The following is a 17864-nucleotide window of genomic DNA, read 5'->3' on the forward strand; positions in this document are numbered from 1 at the left end:
GCCTGAACGGAGCGCGGATCTTTGTCACGTCGCTACAAAACAACCTGACAAAGCCAAGTGGACTTACCTTTATCGCGCGATCAATCTGGATGGCCAAACCCTTGTTTTCATGCTGTCAGAACGCCGTGACCTTGCCGCATCCCGCAGGTTTTTCAAGCAGGCGATCGGCACAAACGTGCGTGCCAGATCGGGTGGCCATCGACAAGAGCGGCGCAAACTTGACCGGCCTGACAGCAGTAAACGTGATCCTGAAATTCACCGGGAAGGGACTTCTTTTCACGATCCGGCAGATCAAGTATCTCAACAATATTCTGGAACAGGATCACCGTTTTATCAAGCGGATTACCGGCCCAACGCTGGGCTTCAAGGCCTTCCAATCAACTGCCGCAACCATCGCAGGGATCGAGGTCGCCCACATGATCCGCAAGAAACAATTTGCGGCTCAAGGCATAGCTGCATTCCGGCAATTCGCAGCGCTGGCGGCATAGTCATGTCCGCAGGGTAGCTTTCTAAAACACCTACAAAAATTTGCGACGGAACTGTCGAACGCGTCAGTCGCGCTTGAACAGAACCGAATGCGATGCCTTGTCTGCGCGCAGGTCAGTGCGCAGATCGGCATGAAGCGCGCGGCCCGCCAGCACCCCCGGACGCTTGCCGACCGTATCCAGCCAGCGCGCCATGTGCGGCTTGTCCTCCAGGCTTTGCTCCTGACCCTCCCAGAGCGACGCCCAGGGCCAGATTGCCATGTCGGCGATGGAATAGAAATCACCGGCAACGAATTCATGCTTACTCAGCTGGGCATCGAGTACCCGGTAAAGGCGGGCGGTTTCAGAGCGATACCGGTCCTTGGCATAAGGCAGGTCCTGCGGTGGCTCCATTGCCGGGGCGTATTTCAGAAAATGATGCGCCTGCCCGGCCATCGGGCCCAGCCCGCCCATCTGCCACATCAGCCATTGATCGACCGCAATCCTCTCTCGTTCGGTTGCACCGCAGAATTGCCCGGTCTTGCGCGCCAAGTATTGCAGGATCGCACCGCTCTCGAAAATGCTGATCGGCGCGCCGTCCGGACCATCGGGATCGGTGATCGCGGGCATCTTGTTGTTGGGCGAGATGGCCAGAAACGCCGGTTCAAACTGCGCGCCTTCCTTTATGTTGACCAGATGCACTGTGTAAGGCAGGCCCATCTCTTCCAGTGCGATGGCGGCTTTCCAACCGTTTGGCGTGGGCCAGAAATAGAGGTCGATGGGGCTGGTCATGGGCGCGCTCCGCTACAGGGTGTCTTGCCAAGATGATGCTTTTTACCCTGTTGGCAAGGTTATGCGCGTCACAGATTTGTTGACGCGCCGGGCCGCCGGCGCTAAACGGATCGCGTGGCGATTTGTTACCGGATTGCGGGCCACGTTAAATATTCCGCTAAAAGGTCAGGAGCGGGGACCCCCTGATGCTTGACCGGCACGGGGGTTTTTTTGTGGGCCACAGGCCCGGAGGTCAAAATGAAAAATGAATGGAATGCCCGCACCAAGATGGTGCATGGCGGCACGCAGCGCAGCCAATGGGGAGAGGTGAGCGAAGCAATCTTTCTCACCCAGGGGTTCGTCTATGAAAGCGCCGAGGCCGCCGAGGCTCGATTCATCGAAACCGGACCGGACGAATATATCTACGCCCGCTACGGCAATCCGACAGTGGCGATGTTCGAAAAGCGTATTGCCACGCTGGAAGGGGCCGAGGATGCTTTCGGCACCGCATCGGGCATGGCGGCGGTCAGTGCTGCACTGACATCGATGCTGCGCGCAGGCGATCACGTGGTCGCGGCGCGGGCGCTGTTCGGCTCGTGCCTCTACGTGCTTGAAGAGATCCTGACGCGGTTCGGTGTCGAGGTCACATTCGTTGACGGCACCGATCAGGCCCAGTGGGCAGAGGCGATCCGCGAGGGAACCAAGGCGGTATTTTTCGAGACGGTAGCCAATCCCACGCTCGACGTGATCGACATTCGCGCAGTGGCCAAATTGGCCCATGCGGTCGGTGCGACGGTGATCGTGGACAATGTTTTTGCAACGCCGGTCTTTTCGCGGGCAATCGAGCAGGGCGCCGATGTGGTGGTTTATTCGGCGACCAAGCATATTGACGGTCAGGGCCGCACGCTGGGCGGGGTGGTCCTTGGCAGCCGGCAGTTCATCCGCAAGACGCTGGAACCCTACATGAAACATACCGGCGGCTCGATGTCGCCGTTTACAGCCTGGGTCATGCTCAAAGGGCTGGAGACGATTGACCTGCGCGTGCGCGCCCAGGCCGACTCGGCGCTGGCGATGGCAAAGGCGTTGGAGGGGCATCCCAAGCTGCGCCGCGTCATCTACCCCGGACTCGACAGCCATCCTCAGGCGGCTCTCGTGCGCGAACAGATGGGTAAGGGCGGCACGGTCGTGTCCTTGGAAATTGCCGGCGGACAGGCAGAAGCGTTCCGGTTTCTCAACGCGCTCGAAATCGTGCTGATCTCGAACAATCTTGGCGATGCCAAATCCATCATCACCCATCCGGCCACGACCACGCACCAGCGGCTGAGTGACGAACAGCGCGCGGCGCTGGGGATCACGCCAGGGCTGGTCCGGTTCTCGCTGGGGATCGAGGATACCGATGATCTGATCGCAGATGTGATGCAGGCGCTCGACGCGGTGTGACGCCTGTTCTGACAGCGACAGGCCATGTCGTGTTTGACGTGGCAAGTGTCGCTGTCATGCCACAGGATCAACGGCAGACGCATCCGCGTCGCAGCCCGCGAGGTCCTGCCATGACAGAAACGCCCCAGATTCTGGCCAACCCTGACGCCGCGCAGTTCGGCGCGATCGCCGATTTCATCCTGTCACCCGATCTGACGGTACCCGATGACGCGCTGCGGCACTGTGCGACCTTGCTGATCGACACGCTGGGCGTGGCGGTCGGCGCGGCGCAGCTGGAAGCGGGCCGCATCGCCCGCGAGTTTGCCGTGGATTTTCATGCCGCCGGAAGCAACCATTACGCGGCAACCATGCTGTTCGACGATAGACGGGTCAGCATTCCCGGCGCTGGCTGGGCGCTGGCGACCCAGATCGACAATCTTGACGGGCATGACGGGTACAACCCGACCAAGGGGCATATCGGCTGCGCAGTGGTGCCAGCGCTGCTGGCCTTTGCCGAACACGCACCCGAGCTCAGCGGGCGCGACGCACTGACCGCCCTCGCGATGTCCTACGAGGTGGCGGCGCGGGCCGGGCAAGCCCTGCATGCCAGCGTGTCGGACTACCATACCTCGGGGGCGTGGAACGCGCTGGGGGTCGCTGCACTGGGATGCCGGCTGTCAGGCGACGGCGCGGATGTCTTGCGGCAGGCATTGGGCATCGCCGAGTATCACGGCATGGCCGCCGCGCTGGACGCACACCGCCGCCGCGCCATATGGTCAACGCGTGACCGAATACTGGAGCCGGGCGTGCGTTTTTCCGAACTCTCCAGCCTGCTCTACTCTGCACCGGAGACCTCATGACCCGTACAGCCCCGCGCATCCTGATCCACAACAACGAGGCCAACAGCATGATCGCGCGTCTGGCCGAGACTGCACCGGACGCCGTGGTTGCGACCTGCAACAGCTACGATGGGCTGCCCGCGATCATGAAGGATTTCAGGCCCGATATCGTCTATGGCATCTGTTTTCAGGGACGCGCCGGGTTCCCGCGCGAGGCCCTTTTCGGGCCGGACGGACCTGAATGGGTAGCCGTCGGTGGCTCGGGCGTCGATCACTTGCGCAGTTGGGATGTCAACAAAGTGACGGTCACGAATTCCTCCGGCGTTGCTGCGGCGATGATGGCGGAATATGTCTTTGGCACGCTTTTGCATTTCACCCTCGATGTTCCCGGTCTCATGACCGATCAAGCCGCACGTCGCTGGGACGGTGGCCGGCTGGTGAACCACATGCATGACAAGACGATGCTGATCGTCGGGCTGGGCCATACCGGACAGGCCGTAGCCGCGCGCGCCAAGGCCTTCGGAATGCATGTCATCGGCACCCGCGCGCGTCCCACCGAGATGGAGAATATTGACGAGGTGCATCCCAGCAACGCGTTGCCATCGCTGTGGGAACGGGCCGATTTCGTCACGATCTGCGTGCCGCTTCTGCCCGCAACACGCGGCATGATTGATGCGCAGGCCTTTGCCGCGATGAAACCGAGCGCGATCTTTGTCGATGTATCGCGTGGCGGCGTGGTGGACGGTGACGCGCTGATCAATGCGCTGCGTGGCGGATCAATCGCGGCAGCCGCGCTCGATGTATTCGCAACAGAACCATTGCCCGAGGATAGCCCGTTCTGGGGGCTGGATAATGTGATCGTGTCGCCGCATTGTTCGTCGGTCTACCAGGGATGGACCGACGCATCGTTCGAGATGTTCCTGAAAAATCTCGCGCGCTGGCGGAAAGGTGAGACATTGCACAACATCGTCAATCCCGAACGCGGTTATTAAAACCCGCTGAGTGTGCAACGGTACGCGGATGCCGTGCCAGATCACCGGCGCTGCGCTTTATTGAGGCGTCGCTTCCACCGTCGTGACCGCTGGTTTCGCGGCCTGCATGCGCAGCCGTGCGGGCAATGCGAACGGGTTCGATTTCAGAACCGCCGCAGACAGGACTTGCGCCACGCGCAATTGGTTCTCGATCAGGTAGCCAGCCAGTCGAATATTGGCGGCATATATAGGCGTCATCTGGTTATCCTCACTGTTCAGCGGTTGCTTGCCCCCTGAATCAGATGGCCGTCGGAGGGGGCGTGGGTCCGACAGGAAGATATCCTGCCGGATCGCGTGTGAGAGACCAAATTCATTCCTGTCGTGATGTTTAAAGTGACCAGACCCGCGCGGCAATCTGCCCGGCAAACGGGCAGATGCGCCAATTTTCAGTCAGATCATGTCGCCGTCAGCCAACGTGAAAGAGCGTGCTGAACAGCCGGGGGTCGATGCTCTGCGCGGCAAATGTATCGCCTTGAGTAAGGATGCTGACCGCATCGTGACTGTGCAGGCTTTCCTGATGGCTGGCCACCACCCGGAAATCGCCGATTCGCGCTTCGCTCAACAACCGTTGGCAAAAAAGACGCGCGGCGTCCTCGACAAAGATCGGGTTGGCGGCGTTCAGCTCGGCAAAGGCCTGTTCATCCTCGCGCTTGACCATCACCTGGGTTTCGGTGGGCACGGCATCGCGGGCGATGTCGATGAGATCCTCGAACCACAGGCAATCCTTGCAGGCCATCTCGACCGAGATTCGCGCGACCGACCGTTGCGAATGGGGCGTAGCCAGCTGGCCGCGCCTCTGGCGGGCATGCTCGGACAGCTCCAGCGAGCAGGGACAGGTGGATGAATACACGTAGTCCAGATGCATGAACTTGCGCCGCACGCCGTCTTTCTCGACCAGTTCCAGCGCGAAGTCGTAATACTGGAACCCAACCAGCCCCGAGCGCAGCGATTCCACCTTCATCGGGTAGGAAAACCGCATCTGAATGCGGGCATCCAGACTGTCCAGATCGCTGATGTAATCATCCAGCGCGGCCTCGATCACCTTGAAGCTGAATGTCTTTTCGGCGTGTTTGTAAAAGCTGCGCATGATCCGGGACATGTTGATGCCCTTCTTGCCCGCCTCCAGGCTGACCGTGCCAGTCACCGAGGTTTCCAGCGTCAGGTCGCCACCTTGGCGGGTGTGAAAGCGGATCGGCAGACGGAAATTGGAAATGCCGACATGCTGCAATTGCTGTCTTGCACCGCGGATCAGCGAAGTCGGCCCGTTCTGCAGGTCGGGCAGTGTGGCGCGATAAGCCTCGTCGGCATTGAACCCTTCGGGATAGTTGCGCGACAGTGCCGGGTAATTCGATACCGCACCGTTTGGCAGAAGCCGGGCAATGGCGGGATCAAGATCGGCGACCTCTTCTGGGCTGCTTTCGGCAGCCCAGCGACGCAGAAGTGCCAGCGCATCTTCGGCCTCTTGGCGGTCCGGTGCTGCATGCAAATCAGAATACAGGTAGTTCATGTCCGTTTATCCCCGGCAGCATCTCAAGCCACCTACATAATTGGTTGCGGCAATAATTGCTATGTACACCCAGTTTTACGTCCAAGATCCCGGTTCGGATCACACTGAAATTTTGCAGAGCCCATTGGCCTTGGTTCGAGAATCCTTTTCCTGTGATGGGTATGATAGATCGCACTGTTCGCTACAGGATGCATTGCGACACCGGATGCGCCGAAAACGGTGAAAATGCGGTTCCAGAGGTTTGATTTGATGCGACTGATCTGCGACCGGGCGGCAGCGCAGGCTGAAAATGGCCCTCCCGGAACGCATTGCGCCCGCCGGATCACGGCGGGCGTCTGCATGGTTCGTACAGGCGTGATCAGCCGTAGACCGATTCCTTGCCGAAATGCTTGGTCAGCATATAGTAGACGACCGCGCGGTATTTGTTGCGCTCCGAAAGACCGTAGGTCTCGAGCACCTGATTGATCGCATCCATCAACGCCGGGCTGTCGGCGAGCCCCAGTTTCTTGATCAGGAAGTTTTCCTTGACGGTTTCCAGTTCCTGCGGCTGGCTCGCAGCCACCGTCGCTGCGTCGGCATTGTAGATCGCCGGACCGCATCCGATTGTTACTTTGGTCAACAGATCCATATCGGGCTGCATTCCACATTTGTTGCGCAAATCGTCGGCATACTTGGCGATCAGCTCGTCACGTTTTCCCATTATTCCAGTCTCCCTAATGGCGGTTTCACCCGCAATTGTTAGTCTATAGCCCTCGTGGCTCGTGGCAAAGGTTACTGATTTGGCGAAGTTTGACAAAGAGAAAAGCCACGGCGAATTCCCCGCGCCGACGACGCAACAGATTTGACAGGGGCGCGCAGCTCTTTCTAGAGTTGGAGGATATTGTTTAAACAGGGAATTTCCCGATGGTATCGACTTTTTTCGGTCGCAGCCTGATTGCCATTTGCCTTGCCTTGCTAGGCAGCGGATTGCCGCATCATAGCCATGCGGCGGATGTGGCGCTGCATACTGATCCGGTGATGTCATGCTATCTGCGCCTTGAGGGACCGATTGACGCCGCCGATCCCGACCGCCTGAAACAGATGTTGAAGCGTTATAACGAAAGCACGAGCAGCCTCGATTTCCCATCATCCCCGCGCATCTGTCTGAACAGCCAGGGCGGCGATTATGCAGCGGCGCTTGCGATCATCGACCAGCTGGGCGGGCGGTTTTCCACCGCGATCGCTTCGGGGGATGCCTGCACCGGAGCCTGCGCACTGGTGTTCATGGCCGGACGCGAAGGCGATGGCGGCACCGTGGACAGCCGACAGGGCGGACGGATCGTGCATCCCAAGGCGACGCTCAGCTTCGGCGGGTCCGGTGTAACACCGCTCGCCACCGCGCAGATTGCGCAGGTGATCGGCCTGCAAACGACATACGATATCCACTCCGATATCATTTTGGCGATGCTTGACACATCCGCGGACGCCCGGACGCTTGCGACCGTTGCCGAAGCGTCGTTGTGGCAAATTCGGGTCGGGCCGACGGTGATGCCGGACAAGCTCAGCCCGTTGGCGGTGCTGATGGCCTGCAATCATGCCAGCGCGCCCCTGATAGATCGGCTGCGCTTTGCGGATGACGAATTGCACGATCCCGATTGGCCCGAGCGCGACACACCCCAGTTGCTAACGTACGGTTCAGGCGTTCAAACCGGACAACTGGCTCTGAAGATCAACGGGCGCGATGTGACATGCGAGGTCAGCTACTATGGTGCCCACAGCCTGCCCACCGGGCAGGTTGGTGTCGTCAGCCTGTCGATTGGTGGGGGCGATGGCGCAGAACTCTACCGGCCGCTCTACGGCCCGATGCTGTTCACCGACTCGACCCCCCTGCAGACGCTGGCGCGACAGTCGGATACCGTAGCTGAACCGGTCGCCATCACCAGCCGCAATGCGCCGGACAAAGCAGAAGATGACGGGCTTTGCGGGCTGATCGCGGACGGCAAGCTGATCAGACATTCTCGCTGTGTCCGTACCGAATACATCACCTCGGACACGGCGTTCAATGAATTGATCCGGACGACATTCGATAGCGGTAATGGCGCGTTGATCGTCGCAACGGCGACGGGTGAATATGGGCGCCGCTGGCCCCAGAATATGGAGCCGGAATATACTCTGGATGGCGTGCCTGCGGATGCGTGGAGCGACGGCATGCCGGATGAGGGGGAAGATGGGAACGATCCGGGTGCCGACACGGCCTGCCGCATCGTGACCAATGGGCAAAGCCAGTGGTGTCCAACCAGTTTTTGGCGACGTCAGGACACCGGGGAGGTGTTCCTGTTCATCGCTGATAGACATACCGAAGCGGGGTTGGAATATTCCGGCTGGGACTGAAGGCAACGGCACGCTTCGGCTTTGACAGTCTCAACCGTTGCAGCGGGCACGCCGATGGGTCAGCTACACCCCATTCCCGGATTACAGCCGACGGCTTCATCTGAAAGATGCGCAAAAAAACGCGCGCCGGAGAGGGCCCCGACGCGCGTTCTGTTTCTTGGTCAATACAGCTTAGTAGCGGTAATGCTCTGGCTTGAACGGACCATGCTGCGGCACGCCGATATAATCGGCCTGTTCCTTGGTCATCTCCGTCAGTTTCACGCCGATGCGGTCCAGATGCAGACGCGCGACCTTTTCATCCAGGTGTTTGGGCAGGATGAAGACACCGGGCTGATACTCGTCGCCCTTGGTCCACAATTCGATCTGTGCCAGCACCTGATTGGTGAACGACGCCGACATCACGAAGGACGGATGCCCGGTGGCGTTGCCGAGGTTCAGCAGGCGGCCTTCGGACAGCAGGATCAGACGATTGCCCGAAGGCATCTCGATCATGTCCACCTGGTCCTTGATGTTGGTCCATTTGTGGTTCTTCAGGCTGGCCACCTGAATCTCGTTGTCGAAGTGACCAATATTGCCGACGATCGCCATGTCCTTCATCTCGCGCATATGCTCGATGCGGATCACGTCCTTGTTGCCGGTGGTGGTGATGAAGATGTCGGCCGTTGCCAGCACATCCTCCAGCAGGACCACTTCGAACCCGTCCATCGCGGCCTGAAGCGCGCAGATAGGGTCCACTTCGGTGACTTTCACGCGTGCACCGGCACCGCGCAACGACGCGGCAGACCCTTTGCCAACATCACCGTAGCCCATGACCACGGCAACCTTGCCGGCCATCATCGTATCGGTAGCGCGGCGGATCCCGTCGACCAGCGATTCCTTGCAGCCATATTTGTTGTCGAATTTCGACTTGGTCACGGAATCGTTCACATTGATAGCAGGGAACGGCAGCTGACCTTTCTTGTGCAGGTCATAAAGGCGGTGAACACCTGTAGTGGTCTCCTCCGACACGCCTTTGATCGCATCGCGCGTCTTGGTAAACCAGCCGGGGCTCGCGGCCATGCGCTTCTTGATCTGGGCGAAGATCGCCTCTTCTTCCTCGGATGTGGGGGTTTCGATCAGGCTGGTTTCGCCAGCCTCTACCCGCGCGCCCAACAGGACATAAAGCGTCGCATCGCCGCCATCGTCGAGGATCAGGTTCGGGCCCTCGGGGAACATGAAAGACCGGTCCAGATAATCCCAATGTTCAACCAGCGTCTGACCCTTGACAGCAAACACCGGTGTGCCGCCCTCGGCAATCGCCGCAGCGGCGTGATCCTGGGTCGAAAAGATATTGCACGATGCCCAGCGGACATCCGCGCCCAGCGCATTCAGCGTCTCGATCAGGACAGCGGTCTGGATGGTCATGTGCAGGCTACCAACAATGCGCGCGCCCTTGAGCGGCTTGCTTTCACCGAATTCCTCTCGCAGGGCCATCAGGCCCGGCATTTCCGTCTCTGCGATATCCAGCTCCTTGCGGCCGAACGCCGCGAGGGAAATGTCTTTGACGACGTAATCTTTTGCCATGTGGCAGCTCCTTGAATGTCGGTTATTGGGGCAAATAGCATTCAGCCGCCTTTTCGGCAATGCAGGGATGGCTGCGCCCCGTAACATAAGCGTTTGCACTGCTCCCGTCCGGCGTCTAGGCAGACCGGATCGACCGAAAACCGTGATCAGGCCCACACATGTCCAACCATGACCAACTTCGCTATTCCGACCCGGTGGCCCGCGTTCAGTACGGGCTGCTCATGGTCCTGTTCCGGATAGTGCGGATGACGGGGTGGCGCGCGGGCTACGGGGCGCTGGCACGGGGCCTGGGCCGGATTTTCGGCCCCTATCGCGCCGTCTGGCAGACCCTACCGGGCGGTGCCCCTTACAAGATCTACCTCAACGACGGCTACTGGACGCGCTTTGCGCTCTTTCACACCCATTACGAACCCGAGGTTGCGGTGATCGTACATGCCGCGCGGGGGAATGTGCCGCTGTTTTGCGATCTCGGTGCCAATAGCGGCTACTGGACAGTTCGGGCGGCAGGGCATTTCCCCCAGGTGATCGCCGTCGAAGCATCGGCGAGGACATTTGCGCGGCTGGAGGAAAATGCTGGCGCGCTGCCCGGTGTCACGCTGCACCGTGCGGCAATTTACACGGTTTCCGGCCAGACCCTGACTTTTGTGAACACCCATAACAGCCATGCCTCGGCACGGCTGATGGAAGGGCAGCCACCCGGGGCGGCGGACCTTACCGAAAGCGTCGAGACGCTGGCGATTGACGATCTGGTACCGCCCGGCACGCCCGCACTGATCAAGCTCGATGTCGAAGGCGCCGAGATTGCCGCGCTTGCCGGTGCCGCGCGCGCCATCCGTGATGGTGCGGTGCTGATTTACGAAGATCACGGCAACGATCCGGATTGTGCGCCCAGTGCGCATTTGCTCGCCGATCCGGCGATGCGGCTGTTTGCGCTGGAGAATGGTTTCGAGGAGATCACGGATCTGGACAGCATCCGCGCCCTGAAAACCGACCGCTTCAAAGGATATAATTTCGTCGCGGCGCATCACGCCTCGCCACTTCTGGCCGCGCTCTGCCAGACTTTGCAATCGCCCGTTCGGACCGGTACGACCTGACCGATAGCGAAAGGAAAATGCATGCCCCAACCCCGCGCCTGGCAAAAGATGCTCTCGGGCCGCCGTCTGGACCTGCTTGATCCGACGCCGGTAGACATCGAGATCGAGGATATCGCGCACGGCCTGAGCTTTGTCGCACGCTGGAATGGGCAGACCTTGGGCGATTACGCCTATTCCGTCGCCGAACATTCGCTTCTGGTCGAGGATCTGTTTGCCCGGCTGACACCTCGGGCGCCCGCCAAATGGCGGCTGGCCGCACTGCTGCATGACGCGCCGGAATATGTGATCGGCGACATGATTTCGCCGGTCAAGGCGGCGGTCGGTCCCAGTTACGGAGAATTGGACGCGCGCCTGACGGCGGCGATCCATATCAGGTTTGGATTGCCTGCCACGCTTCCCGCCACGGTCAAAAAACAGATCAAGAAGGCCGACAAGATCAGTGCATGGATGGAGGCGACACAGATTGCCGGGTTCGACGAAAGCGAGGCAAACCGGTTCTTCGGTCGCCCCGATCCGGCGCTGATCCAGGGGTTGTCCCTGCTTCTGCGCCCACCCCTGGAAACCCGCGCCGCCTACACCGCCCGCACGGCTGCCCTGCTGGAAGAGATCGCGTAATCCGGGTGCGCCACGCCAACAGGCTGGAAACCCCTTATCTTACTGATTAATTGACTGAAATCATCGCGGACGCCAAAGGCGTTCCGCAGACTGCGCTATCGCGGCGACCGCTTTGCCAGGATCCGCTGCAAGGTCCGGCGGTGCATGTTCAGGCGCCGGGCGGTTTCACTGACATTGCGATCACATAGCTCGTAAACACGCTGGATATGCTCCCAGCGCACGCGGTCCGCACTCATCGGGTTTTCCGGTGGCGGAGGCAGCTCGTCGCCAGTAGCCAACAGCGCGTTGGTGATATCACGGGCATCTGCGGGCTTGGACAGGTAGTCGGTCGCGCCGATCTTGACCGCGGCGACAGCGGTCGCGATGGCGCCATAGCCGGTCAGCACCACCACCCGACTGTCAGGGCGCTTTTCGCGGATCACCTCGACCACGTCGAGGCCATTACCATCCTGCAGTCGCAAGTCGCAAACCGCGTAGGCAGGCGGGCGGGCGGTGGCGATCGCGCGGCCCGCCGCGACAGAGAGCGCGATTTCCACTTCGAACCCGCGCTTTTCCATAGCCTTGGCAAGGCGTCTCAGAAAGGGTTCGTCATCGTCGACCAGAAGCAGCGACTTGTCGTCCCCGATCTCTTGCACGCTATCTGCCATCCGCCCGTATCCCGATCTTTATTTCTTTTGTCATAAGACATTAGAACGCGTTGGCAGATGCGTCAAACGCTGCTGCGGCACTTCACGTCATTCGGCGGCATCGATAAAGCAGGCAACTTTGCTCGCCATTTCCTCGGGGCTGAGTTCGCGGCGGAAGAATTCGACAAATCCGATCTCGGGCAGCGAAAGGTAGGTGAGCGTGGTGTGATCGACCAGATAATAGTCTTCTTCACCCGCCGCAGGAACCTGCGCCTTGTAGTAGGTCCGGTACGCCTTGCTCGCCGCCTTGATCTGATCAGGGCTGCCGGTCAGGCCCAGCATCCGGGGATGCATCGCGTCGGTGTAATCGGCAACCACCTCGGGCGTGTCGCGTTGCGGATCGACGGTGATGAAGACTGGCTTGACGATCTTGCCCTGTTCCTCGAGCAGATCGACTGCTGCGGCATTGCGCGCCACGTCGAAGGGGCAAATATCGGGGCAGAACGTATAGCCGAAATAGATCAACGCCGGCTGATCGATCACCTGCGCCGAGGTCACGGTCTGGCCGGTTTCATCGACCAGCGTGAAATCACCGCCGATCGCGCCAGCGCCGCCCGCAATCTGCGAGGTGCGGCATTGGGCAAACCGGTCATCGCCGCGACCAATGGTCAGAAAATAGAAAATGCCCAGCAGGCTGATCACGGCCAACGCGGCAGCTATGGCAATATTGCGGGTCATGCGCATTTCCTTTCGGCAGTTTGGCAGGCTTGCCCTATCGCTGCACATCTAGCAGGCTGGTAATGACAGGCAACAGGGCGAAACCGCACAGATGACGAACATTTCATCGCCTCCGTTTCACGGCCGTGATAGCGGCAACTGGATTCGTCTGCGCACCCTCGTCTATCTGCGCTGGTGGGCGGTCTGCGGGCAGATCGCGGCACTGGTGGTGGCCAAACGTGTCTATGGGCTCGATTTCGAGATCGGGCTTTTCTACCTGGTGATCGGGGCATCGGTGATCACCAACCTTGTCGCCGCCTTCATCTTTCCCGCGACCAAGCGTCTGACCGAACCGGAAAACCTACTGGTTGTCCTGTTTGATATGCTCCAGTTGGGTTTGATGCTCTATCTCACCGGCGGGCTGAACAATCCGTTCGCGATGCTGATCATAGGGCCGGTGATCGTGTCGGCCTCGGCGTTATCGACGCGCTCTACCCTCTTTCTGGGCTGCACGGCGATTGCCATCGTGTCGGTGCTGATGTCTTTCTACCTGCCCCTGCGCACCGAGACGGGCCTAGTGATCCAGATGCCGGATCTTTTTCGCTTCGGCAACTGGATGGCCATCGTGATCGCGGTGATATTTCTGGGTGTCTATTCGCGCTGGGTCGTGTCGGAGATGGAGGCAATGTCGGACGCGGTGCAAGCTGCGCGAATGGCTCTGGCGCGCGAGCAGAAGCTGACCGATCTGGGCGGCGTCGTGGCCGCCGCCGCGCACGAACTGGGCACACCGCTGGCAACGATCAAGCTGACCTCCTCCGAACTGGCCGACGAGTTGCCCGAGGGCAGCGAAGCCCGCGAGGATGCGCTGCTGATTCGCCAACAGGCAGACAGATGTCGCGATATCCTGCGGTCCATGGGGCGCGCAGGAAAGGACGACCTGCACCTTCGTTCCGCGCCCCTGATGGCGGTAATCGAGGAAGCCGCGGAACCGCATCTCGAGCGTGGCAAGACTGTGCTTTTTGACCACGGTGCGGGCAGCCGCGCAGTGCTGGAAGACCAGCCAGTCATCCTGCGCCGCCCCGAGGTGATCCACGGGCTGCGCAACCTGATCCAGAATGCGGTCGATTTCTCGCGCGATACGGTCTGGATCGAAAGCGACTGGACCGACGATAGCGTGACCGTCCGCATCATGGATAATGGCGACGGCTATCCTCCGCATCTGTTGGGCCGGATCGGTGATCCGTTGATGCGCCGCCGGGGTCGCGGATTCGACCCGAACCGACCGGAATACGAGGGCATGGGGCTGGGTCTGTTCATCGCCAAGACGTTGTTGGAGCGATCCGGCGCCGATCTCAGCTTTGCCAACGGGGCCGAGTCGTTTCGTGGCGACGCGGCGCTGGCGGCACGCACCGGTGCCGTCGTCGAGGTGGTCTGGCCCCGCGCGCAACTGGAGGCAACGCCCGACACCGGTACGGCGCGCACCGGAGAGAACCTGCCGATCACATCCTGAATGGCCGCGCACCGGTGAAATACTGCCGGTTAACCTGCAATTAACCATCGTTGACCAAAGCTGCACCCACCGCAACAATGGTGAGAGGGGGTCCGTTGCATTAAGTCAGCGGAAGTCGCAGGCTCGGCTTGTTTGTGATGTTGGAGGGGTCGATGGCACAGCGCAAGAATCCGTTCTAACGGCATCGGTTTCCTCGTGAGATCATCCTGATGGCAGTGCGCTGGTACTGTCGCTACTCGCTTTCGTGCAGGGGTGCGCGCGACCTGCTGGCTGAGCGTAGTGTGACCGTCGATGCCTCGACTATCCATCGCTGGGTGCGCAAGTTCGGCCCCGAGATTCGCAAGCGGGCTTATGGCGCTCACCGTTCCTGGCGCGGGCTGCAGTGGCATGTTGACGAGACTTATGTTCGTGTTGGTGGTCGTTGGTGCGATCTTCGGCGCGCTGTCGACCAGTTCGGCCAATTGATCGATTTTCGACTGACGGCAAAGCGTGATGCCAAAGCAGCAAGGGCTTTACTGAAACAAGCGCGGGAAGCTGTCCGCTTGTATCACCCGCTGACGATCGTCACGGACAAGGCGCACACCTACGCGAAGGTAATTGGCGAAATCAACGCCCGGATCGGGCCGGAAGACGCGATCCGGCATGTCGATCGCAAGTACCTCAACAACCGGATCGAAAGCGACCACGCCTCGCTAAAGCAGCGACTTCGCCCTATGCGGGGCTTCCAAACCTTGGTCGGCGCCAAGGCGGCTCTCGCTGGCTTCGAAACTTTCCGCACCATCCGTAAGGGACAGTTTGAAAACTGCGAGATCGGCGTGGCCAACGAGATCGACTTCGTGGCTGAACTCTTTCCAGAAACCGCGTGAAAGACACCAGACCCGGCTCTCAACGTGTCGAACCAAGTTAATGCAACGGACCCCTTCGACAGCATTCGGCACATTGATCGAAAATGGCAAAACAATCTAATCGAATGCGACCATACGGCTCTGAAATGGCTGCTCGGATACCGCCAAAGCTTTCGATCCTTGCGAACAGCCAAAGCGACACTGAACGGTCTTGAAACGATGCGGACCATTAAACGCGGCCACATCCATCACACCCAGTCAGGTGTCCTTGCCGAGATCCATTTCATTGCGCAACTGTTCGAGAACGCGTGATCCGACGAAACACGACGGGACCAATCAGGCCACTATCAATTAATGCAACAGTCCCCCTCAGGGCATAGTTAGTTTAAATTATCCAATACAGTAAGTCGTGGCGGTGCGCAGCTTAAACTGAAGGATAATTACCTTTAACGATAAAATTACTTGAGATGTCTCGTCTTTTGGCCTATTCTTACTGCTAAAGGTAAGGAGGCACGCCGTGGCAACTGAAAATGAGCAAATGCTTCTTGCCAATGTCGGGCGACGCATCAGGGCGATGCGTGTTAAGCAGAGCCTCAATCTTGACCAGCTCGCGCGGCTCACTGGTATCAGTGCTCCGGCATTGTCACTGATCGAGACGGGGAAGCGCGATGCCAGGCTGACGACCGTGGCCAAGATCGCTGCGGCGCTGCGTGTACCTCTCTCGACCCTAATGGATGATACGCCTTCGGGCTCGGACGCTAGGACGAAAGACGCGGCGCAAGGCTATGACCTTGGGGATTACCAATGACCGCTTCGGTTCCGATCTGGTTTGATGCGCTTCAAGTGGGACATGTTGATGTTGCCACTGATGGCACGCTGTCTTTGCACTACGACGAGCGATGGCTGCAGACTTCGGGCGCGTTTCCGCTCTCGGTCACCATGCGATTGCGCGCTAAACCCTATCCGTCCGAGGTTATCTCGCCTTGGCTTGCGAACCTTCTTCCCGAAGAAGAACAGTTGCAGGTTCTGGCGCGTTCTCTGGGGCTGAATCAGGGAGATGTGCTAGCCGTGCTGACAGAAATTGGCGGCGACACTGCAGGGGCGCTGTCTTTCGGGGAGCCTGCGGATCCCAGCCGCTGGGCCTATACGACGCTGACGCAGTTTTACGGCACAGACGATGCGGCCGAAGCCCTTGAGCGCCACTTCGCTGATCTTGGCCGCAGACCATTTCTGGTCGGCGAAGAGGGGGTGCGCCAGTCCCTTGCCGGTGGCCAGAAGAAGTCGGCTTTGGCCGTTCTGGACCCGGACGGGGTGCCTGTGCTGCGCTTGCCCGGCCCGGATGACAGGCTTGCTATTCCCCTCAACGGTGCCCCGTCTACATTGATTGTGAAACCGGATAACCCCAATCTGCCCGGCATCACCGAGAACGAGGTCTGGTGTCTGCAGATAGCGCAGGCCATCGGCATCGAAGCTGCGCAGGCAACGATCCTCAAGGCATCTGGCCGCACGGCGATCGGCGTGTTGCGCTATGATCGCAGGCTTGGGCGGAACGGTCAGGTTCTGCGGCTTCACCAAGAGGATTTTGCGCAGGCCAATGGCATTCCTCCGGGGCGGAAATATGAACGTGGCACCCTGCGCGGGCTGAACCTCAAGACCTTGTTGGAGACCGGGCGGAACGTCAGCGCAAACGATGCCTTGGCCCTGCTTGATCAGGTTGTCTTCAACATTCTTGTGGCCAACACCGATGCCCATGCCAAGAACTATTCGCTGATCCTGCCGGTTGCGGCCGCGCCGCGGCTTGCGCCGCTTTACGACGTATCCTCTGTCCTGACTTGGCCCCACGTGGTGCAAAGTTACGCCCAGAACATTGCTGGCAAGAAGCGTACCCCGGACATGATCGCGGGGCGGCATTGGGAGAAAGTGGCCCGCGACATTGGCTATCGACCGACTGATGTCCGAAAGCGGATTCAGGAACTTGTCGACAAGTTGGTGGCATGCAGGGTGAAGGTCACAGCCGAGGTGGCAGCACTTCAGGGTGCGACAGCGGGCTATGTCACGCAAACTGCGGAAGCCGTCGAAGGTAATGCGATGCGCATGGCCGGAAGGCTGTAGATGGCATTGCCAACTTGTTTGGGCGTGGGCTTTCGCATAGTCAGCCGGGATAAAGATACCTTGCACGATGCCTCGCCTGAAAGGCTACCGCTTCCCTCGTGAAATCGTCGCCTATGCGGTCTGGGCGTATCATCGTTTTGCGCTCAGCACCGCAGATGTCGAGGATCTGCTTGCCGAACGCGGCGTGATAGTCAGCCGGGAAACCGTCCGGAACTGGGTGAACCGGTTTGGCCGTCATTTCGCCGATTGCATCAAGCGCGACAGACCTGGCACCAGTGACAAATGGCACTTGGATGAGGTTGTTGTTCCGATCAATGGTGTGAAGTTCTGGCTCTGGCGGGCCGTCGACGCGGATGGGAATGTGCTCGACATTCTCGTGCA

The 17864-nt window shown here is 59.8% G+C and carries 17 protein-coding genes, 3 pseudogenes and 1 riboswitch; of the genes and pseudogenes, 13 read left to right on the forward strand and 7 right to left on the reverse strand.

Annotation, left to right across the window (positions count from 1 at the left end; all coding sequences use genetic code 11):
• Positions 1-49 precede the first annotated feature (49 nt).
• A pseudogene (locus O3306_RS02395) lies at positions 50-488 on the forward strand (IS6 family transposase); the annotation flags it as partial.
• A 63-nt stretch (positions 489-551) separates the two neighbouring features.
• Here the strand turns inward: O3306_RS02395 and O3306_RS02400 are convergent.
• Positions 552-1256 carry a glutathione S-transferase N-terminal domain-containing protein gene (locus O3306_RS02400; RefSeq protein WP_272002757.1) on the reverse strand — a complete coding sequence of 235 codons (705 nt, stop codon included), beginning with the start codon at positions 1254-1256 and terminating at the stop codon, positions 552-554.
• 104 nt (positions 1257-1360) lie between these two features.
• Positions 1361-1437: riboswitch (SAM riboswitch) on the forward strand.
• Positions 1438-1493: 56 nt separating this feature from the next.
• Here O3306_RS02400 and metZ point away from each other — a divergent pair.
• The 3 genes from metZ (at position 1494) to O3306_RS02415 (ending at position 4485) form a co-directional block, all read left to right on the forward strand.
• Positions 1494-2675: an O-succinylhomoserine sulfhydrylase gene (gene metZ / locus O3306_RS02405; RefSeq protein ID WP_272002760.1), complete on the forward strand. Its 1182-nt coding sequence runs from the start codon at positions 1494-1496 to the stop codon at positions 2673-2675.
• A gap of 110 nt (positions 2676-2785) precedes the next feature.
• Positions 2786-3514, forward strand: a complete 729-nt coding sequence (locus O3306_RS02410) for an MmgE/PrpD family protein (protein ID WP_272002763.1) — start codon at positions 2786-2788, stop codon at positions 3512-3514.
• Positions 3511-4485 carry a D-2-hydroxyacid dehydrogenase gene (locus O3306_RS02415; protein WP_272002765.1) on the forward strand — a complete coding sequence of 325 codons (975 nt, stop codon included), beginning with the start codon at positions 3511-3513 and terminating at the stop codon, positions 4483-4485. The genes O3306_RS02410 and O3306_RS02415 overlap by 4 nt, the downstream gene beginning before the upstream one ends.
• 57 nt (positions 4486-4542) lie before the next feature.
• Here O3306_RS02415 and O3306_RS02420 read toward each other — a convergent pair whose 3' ends face one another.
• From O3306_RS02420 to O3306_RS02430, 3 genes are all read right to left on the reverse strand, one after another.
• Positions 4543-4722, reverse strand: coding sequence for a hypothetical protein (locus O3306_RS02420; protein WP_272002766.1), 180 nt, complete (start codon positions 4720-4722; stop codon positions 4543-4545).
• A 208-nt stretch (positions 4723-4930) separates the two neighbouring features.
• A complete protein-coding gene (gene folE2, locus O3306_RS02425) occupies positions 4931-6031 on the reverse strand; it encodes a GTP cyclohydrolase FolE2 (protein ID WP_272002769.1) in 1101 nt (366 codons plus the stop codon).
• A 358-nt stretch (positions 6032-6389) separates the two neighbouring features.
• Positions 6390-6731: a DUF2853 family protein gene (locus O3306_RS02430; RefSeq protein WP_272002772.1), complete on the reverse strand. Its 342-nt coding sequence runs from the start codon at positions 6729-6731 to the stop codon at positions 6390-6392.
• A gap of 203 nt (positions 6732-6934) precedes the next feature.
• Here O3306_RS02430 and O3306_RS02435 point away from each other — a divergent pair, with 203 nt between their 5' ends.
• Positions 6935-8401, forward strand: coding sequence for a hypothetical protein (locus O3306_RS02435; protein WP_272002774.1), 1467 nt, complete (start codon positions 6935-6937; stop codon positions 8399-8401).
• Between the two features lie 171 nt (positions 8402-8572).
• Here O3306_RS02435 and ahcY read toward each other — a convergent pair whose 3' ends face one another.
• Positions 8573-9964, reverse strand: coding sequence for an adenosylhomocysteinase (gene ahcY / locus O3306_RS02440; protein WP_272002776.1), 1392 nt, complete (start codon positions 9962-9964; stop codon positions 8573-8575).
• Between the two features lie 158 nt (positions 9965-10122).
• Here ahcY and O3306_RS02445 point away from each other — a divergent pair, with 158 nt between their 5' ends.
• Together O3306_RS02445 and O3306_RS02450 are read left to right on the forward strand one after the other, a co-directional pair.
• Entirely contained in the window at positions 10123-11058 is a 936-nt protein-coding gene (locus tag O3306_RS02445; protein WP_272002778.1) for an FkbM family methyltransferase, read from the forward strand.
• A 21-nt stretch (positions 11059-11079) separates the two neighbouring features.
• The gene (locus O3306_RS02450) at positions 11080-11673 is read left to right on the forward strand and encodes an HD family hydrolase (RefSeq protein ID WP_272002781.1); all 594 of its coding nucleotides are present in this window, start codon (positions 11080-11082) and stop codon (positions 11671-11673) included.
• A gap of 95 nt (positions 11674-11768) precedes the next feature.
• Here the strand turns inward: O3306_RS02450 and O3306_RS02455 are convergent, their stop codons facing one another.
• Both O3306_RS02455 and O3306_RS02460 read right to left on the reverse strand, forming a co-directional pair.
• Positions 11769-12320: an ActR/PrrA/RegA family redox response regulator transcription factor gene (locus O3306_RS02455; protein WP_272002783.1), complete on the reverse strand. Its 552-nt coding sequence runs from the start codon at positions 12318-12320 to the stop codon at positions 11769-11771.
• 87 nt (positions 12321-12407) lie between these two features.
• Complete coding sequence (locus O3306_RS02460) at positions 12408-13037, reverse strand: SCO family protein (RefSeq protein WP_272002786.1); 630 nt, start codon at positions 13035-13037, stop codon at positions 12408-12410.
• A 91-nt stretch (positions 13038-13128) separates the two neighbouring features.
• On the opposite strand from O3306_RS02460, the gene regB reads away from it, so the two are divergent.
• The 6 genes and pseudogenes from regB to O3306_RS02490 all read left to right on the forward strand — a co-directional run.
• Entirely contained in the window at positions 13129-14526 is a 1398-nt protein-coding gene (gene regB, locus O3306_RS02465) for a sensor histidine kinase RegB (RefSeq protein WP_272002788.1), read from the forward strand.
• 152 nt (positions 14527-14678) lie between these two features.
• Positions 14679-15392: pseudogene (locus O3306_RS02470) on the forward strand (IS6 family transposase).
• Between the two features lie 48 nt (positions 15393-15440).
• Positions 15441-15683, forward strand: a pseudogene (locus tag O3306_RS02475) (DDE-type integrase/transposase/recombinase); the annotation flags it as partial.
• Between the two features lie 205 nt (positions 15684-15888).
• Positions 15889-16179, forward strand: coding sequence for a helix-turn-helix domain-containing protein (locus tag O3306_RS02480; protein ID WP_272002793.1), 291 nt, complete (start codon positions 15889-15891; stop codon positions 16177-16179).
• Positions 16176-17483, forward strand: coding sequence for a HipA domain-containing protein (locus O3306_RS02485; RefSeq protein ID WP_272002796.1), 1308 nt, complete (start codon positions 16176-16178; stop codon positions 17481-17483). Before O3306_RS02480 ends, O3306_RS02485 begins: the two co-directional genes overlap by 4 nt.
• A gap of 49 nt (positions 17484-17532) precedes the next feature.
• Positions 17533-17864 (forward strand): IS6 family transposase (locus tag O3306_RS02490; RefSeq protein ID WP_272002836.1); only part of this gene is annotated, 332 nt, incomplete at its 3' end.

Source organism: Roseovarius sp. ZX-A-9 (genome assembly GCF_028369135.1).
Taxonomy (GTDB): domain Bacteria; phylum Pseudomonadota; class Alphaproteobacteria; order Rhodobacterales; family Rhodobacteraceae; genus Roseovarius.